Origin of the sequence: Paeniroseomonas aquatica (assembly GCF_030409335.1) — a bacterium.
Classification (GTDB): domain Bacteria; phylum Pseudomonadota; class Alphaproteobacteria; order Acetobacterales; family Acetobacteraceae; genus Belnapia; species Belnapia aquatica.
The window spans coordinates 1-4213 of sequence record NZ_JAUFPN010000128.1 but is presented as its reverse complement, the minus strand read 5'-3'; the positions used below and the strand labels follow the sequence as shown (position 1 = coordinate 4213).

The 4213-nt window shown below is 57.1% G+C and carries 6 protein-coding genes; all 6 read right to left on the bottom strand.

The genetic code is table 11. The features are described from left to right. A partial coding sequence (locus QWZ14_RS12070; protein WP_290316922.1) for an MBL fold metallo-hydrolase occupies positions 1 to 856 on the bottom strand: 856 nt, incomplete at its 3' end. A 99-nt stretch (positions 857 to 955) separates the two neighbouring features. After that, complete coding sequence (locus tag QWZ14_RS12065; protein WP_290316921.1) at positions 956 to 1468, bottom strand: DsrE family protein; 513 nt, start codon at positions 1466 to 1468, stop codon at positions 956 to 958. Positions 1469 to 1472: 4 nt separating this feature from the next. After that, the gene (locus QWZ14_RS12060; protein WP_290316920.1) at positions 1473 to 2141 is read right to left on the bottom strand and encodes a c-type cytochrome; all 669 of its coding nucleotides are present in this window, start codon (positions 2139 to 2141) and stop codon (positions 1473 to 1475) included. Then, a complete protein-coding gene (locus QWZ14_RS12055; protein ID WP_290316919.1) occupies positions 2125 to 2472 on the bottom strand; it encodes a molybdopterin-binding protein in 348 nt (115 codons plus the stop codon). Before QWZ14_RS12055 ends, QWZ14_RS12060 begins: the two co-directional genes overlap by 17 nt. Next, on the bottom strand, positions 2463 to 2972 hold the full coding sequence (locus tag QWZ14_RS32145; protein ID WP_456307238.1) for a molybdopterin-dependent oxidoreductase: 510 nt from the start codon (positions 2970 to 2972) through the stop codon (positions 2463 to 2465). Before QWZ14_RS32145 ends, QWZ14_RS12055 begins: the two co-directional genes overlap by 10 nt. 357 nt (positions 2973 to 3329) lie before the next feature. Beyond that, a partial coding sequence (locus QWZ14_RS12045; RefSeq protein WP_290316917.1) for a 5'-nucleotidase C-terminal domain-containing protein occupies positions 3330 to 4213 on the bottom strand: 884 nt, incomplete at its 5' end.

Sequence of the window (4213 nt, the reverse complement as noted above, 5' to 3'; positions counted from 1 at the left end):
CTCCAGTTGATAAAGGTCCGTGCCCCGGTATAACGGCATGGGGCTGCATGTCGCTGACTTCGTTCAGCCCGCGCAGCCAGTTTTTTGTGTCAACTGCTGCGCTCGCCATGAAGGGAATGCGACCAGCTTGGACAATATCTCCAGCAAACAGAACGCCAGCGGGCTCGACCAACATCATCACGTCACTTGAAGAATGCGCCGGCCCTGCATAGACAAGCCTAAATCTTTGCCCACCGAGTTCAAAACGATCTTCACTGGCAAAAGTGCGGTTTGGTTGAACGATATGAGTGGATTCATTTACCCAGGGAGCGAGAGCCGCACGTCTTTGCTCGAGCCGGGGGGCTGCTAATTCGTCATTATTGGCTGGATTGCTGTAGTTACGTGCTGTATCCTGAGCGAGTATCACCGCATCGGTATGATCTCGAAATGCCTGAAGACCATAAATATGGTCGGCATGGTAGTGGCTTATAACGACGTAACGGACTGGTTGGTCGGTAACGCTTCGGATCTTTTGTAATAATGCCCACCCGAGGCTTGGCGTACCCAGTGCGTCGAAAACAACTACACCTTCTGACGTCACGACAAAGCCTGCGTTTGATGTGTGTCCCTCGTTACGCTGATCAGGCACGGCGTAGTGCCCAATCACGTAATAAATATTTGTGTTCGGAATTTGCTCTAAAACAATGTCCTGAAGCAATGCTGGGTAACTGGTACGGACTTCACCACGAGCAGTGTTTGCTGAAGCTGCTGCGACCATAAGCGTACAGATCAATGATGTCTTGCGTCGGCGAAATCGGAACATATCTCGCCGATCTAATTTTTGGACTTTAAAGTCTGGTCCGCAGCAGCTGTTCATGGCTTTGTCTCGCTATGTAAGTCGCTGCTTAGATTCTTACCGGACCGAAGATCTAAGCGTTCGGTATAGATATTTGGAACAACCCGATAAAATGAAAACCTAGCCTATTTTTATATAAGAAAACCCCTTGTTCTGCAGAGCTGAAACCGTCGCAATTCCCGAAGGGACCGATTGGATCCAGGCTTCAGTTCGCGCTTGATCGAGGGGAATATTATTTTTCTCAAAAGTTAATCGACACAGCAGGACCTGCAGCCCGAAGGCTGCGATACCATTTAATCGAGCAACAAAATCAGGATCGAGCGTCTCCCCGGCCCAAGGAGTGCCATCCAGCGTTTTTAGAAAAAACTTGATGCCTGCTGCATGAGCAACGAAGACGATGCGAAGTGCCATCGTGTCGTAATCATAGGCAGCAAGGTGATTACGGGCATTGTCCAGCATTTGCGAGTAGCGCTTCGGATCACCAAAATCTAAGTGATATGCCGCGGCCGCATCTGCCTCCTTTTCAATACTCCTGGGCTCCACTTCCTTAGGTGCAGCTCGCGCGGTCTGCACCGCCAGCACACCCCCGGCTGCAATCAAGCCACTTAGTCCACGCCTTCCAAGGTTGGTCATGTCACTACTCCACCTTTGGGCCAGACGTGCCGTCCGGCGTGACGTCCAATGCTCTCGCGCGGCTGGTCACTTGCGGCGTACCGGGCTTGCAATCCTTCATGCAGGCACTCTGGTTCCAGAACGCCCGTTCAGTTTTTTCGCGATCATCGTCGTAGAAATTGGCTTCATTCGGTAGACGAATGTTGGCCAAATTACGCTCATTCAACTCTTGGTCTTGGTCCGTGACGATATCGTTCAAGGTCAGAAGATAAGCAGTTATTGCGTAGACCTCGTTCGGTTCCAGCGACTGCGCGTTGCCATACGGCATAGCTCGGCGAACGTAGTCAAACACGGTGCTTACATTCGGCCAAAAGGAGCCGATCGTTTTCTCCGGCCGCTCGCTTCGTAATGACCCTTGTCCACCCGCCAACACGGGCCACCGACCTGCGCCCTCGCCAAAATCCCCGTGGCAGACTGCGCAGCGTTCCTGAAATAACACCTCGCCCTCGCGGGCTGTGCCGTGTCCCACGGGCAGNTCAGGGCGGACATCGATGTTCCAGGCACTGATTTCCGCAGGCAGTGCAGGGCGACCGACACCGGGGGACACAGGCGTGTCTCCAGCGGCCCATGCTACGCCCGCCAGTACGGTCAAGCCGATGACAGAGCTTGCCAGTGCGCTACGAAATTTCGACATTCTCGCACCCTCCGTCACTGCGCACGAGCCAAGTCTGGATTCCATTATTGTGGTAAATCGAGTTTACGCCGCGAATCTTTCGCAGTTCTTCTTTTGTCGGCTGGAGATAACCTGTGCTGTCATGCGCGCGTGACTGCACCATCATCTCGCGCCCGTCCCAGTCGAGGTCGACGTAGAACCGGGTCAACGCCATGGGTGTGACTGGACCATCGATCCGCGCTTCTTGCCAGTTGCGGCCGCCATCCAGTGTCACGTCGACCCGGGTGATCGCGCCGCGCCCGGACCAAGCAATACCCGTGAGCACGTTGCGGCCGCGCTCCTTTAGCGGCATCNNNNCCGGCCATCCTCGAGCAAGCTGGTGTACTTGCTGGTTTCCTCATGTGTCATGAACGGCTCGTCACCTACCTTGATGCGCCGTAGCCATTTGATCCACATGTTGCCTTGCCAGCCCGGTACCACCAGCCGAAGTGGATAGCCTTGCTCTGGCCGCAACGCTTCACCGTTCATAGTGAAGGCAACTAGGCAGTCATCCATTGCCTTGTGCAGCGGCAGAGAACGGGTCATGGCCGCTGCGTCTGCACCTTCTACAAGTAACCACTTTGCACGAGCGTCAAGTCCGGCCGCCTCGAGAAGAGTGCGCAAGGTGACGCCGGTGTACATGACATTGTGGATCATGCCGTGGGTGAACTGGCAACCGTTGAGCTGGGCGCCACGCCATTCCATGCCAGAGTTCGCGGCACACTCCAGGAAGTAAGTGCGGTTCACGCGTGGCAACCGCTTCAGGTCCTCCATCGTGAACACCAACGGTTTGTCGACTAAGCCGTGGATCATAAGGCGATGCGCGCTGGGATCGACCTCAGCGATGCCGCCATGATGGCGTTCAAAACATAGGCCCGATGGCGTGATGGTGCCGTCTAGCGCATGGATCGGGGTAAAGTTAACGCTGCTCTGCTCGCTTGCCGTCAGCCAGGAAACGTCTTTGCGAACAATGTTCTTCTCGAACGGGCTGGGGTGGCCGTACGGGCGTTGCTGCACACCGTCGCCCAGGACGCGGGTCCAGTCTGGTAGCTCCATGATCGCGGGGTCGGGTGTTGGTGTGGCGGCTTGGCCGGTGCCAGCGGCGAGAACCGCTCCTCCAATCATCCCGCGGCGCGAAAACCGGGCCAACTGCTTGTTCAATGCCATTGCCTAGGTCTCCACCATTCGCACATTGCCGGCGGGAGCCGCTTGTACTGTTCCATGTTGCTTGAGCCAGCCCTCGACCACTTCCCAGATGGGGGGGCCCTCGGTGCCCTCGTTAACGCTGGCCCACCCCGCAACTTGGTACTCACGGCCGGCCTCGATCGGAGCGCCGGTTTTGAGCAGGCGCAGGTCCTGGATACGACGGCCCATGGGGGCTGTTGGGTCTAGTGCGTAGCCGATACCGCCCACGCGAACCATGTCGCCGCCCTGTTGGTAGTAGGGGTCGGGATTGAATAGGTTGTCGGCTACGTCCTCCAGTACCTCGCGTAGGCGGGCGCCGGTCATCGGAGTGCGATAGCACGCTGGATAGGTCATGGCAGTGGCGTTGTAGAGATCCTCCGCTTGGATCGCTTGGCCTGGTAGCAGGCTTGGCCCCCACCGAAAGCCGGGTGACAACGCAATCTCCGCATTGCGTCCCTCGAGCATGGCATTACAGATCAGGTCGTCCAGCGTTCCACCCAGGTTACCGCGGCGGTAAAGCAAACCTTCAGTGCGGCCGAGCACGCGCGACAGCTCAGCCTTGTAGGGTGCGCGGACAGCTTCAATGGCGGCGGCCATAGCCGGGTCAGGCACAATGGCATCACTGAACACGGGAATCAGGCGGTGCCGCCAGCCCTTCACTTGTTTGTCTTGAACATCAAGGTCGAGCCGGGCGAGGAACTTGCCGGAGCAACCGGAGGCGAGCACCAGTGTGCGGCCGACGACGGTGGGGCGGGGTAGTGCATCATGCGTGTGGCCACCCAGGATCACGTCGATCCCTTCGACCCGGCCCGCTAGCTTGCAATCCACATCGTAGCCGTTGTGTGACAACAGCACGACTACCTGCGCCC

What these genes read in the sequence shown, in the direction of transcription:
- QWZ14_RS12065 (WP_290316921.1), bottom strand. Translation starts at nt 1,468, where the DNA reads ATGACCAACCTTGGAAGGCGTGGACTAAGTGGCTTGATTGCAGCCGGG.
- QWZ14_RS12055 (WP_290316919.1), bottom strand. Translation starts at nt 2,472, where the DNA reads ATGCCGCTAAAGGAGCGCGGCCGCAACGTGCTCACGGGTATTGCTTGG.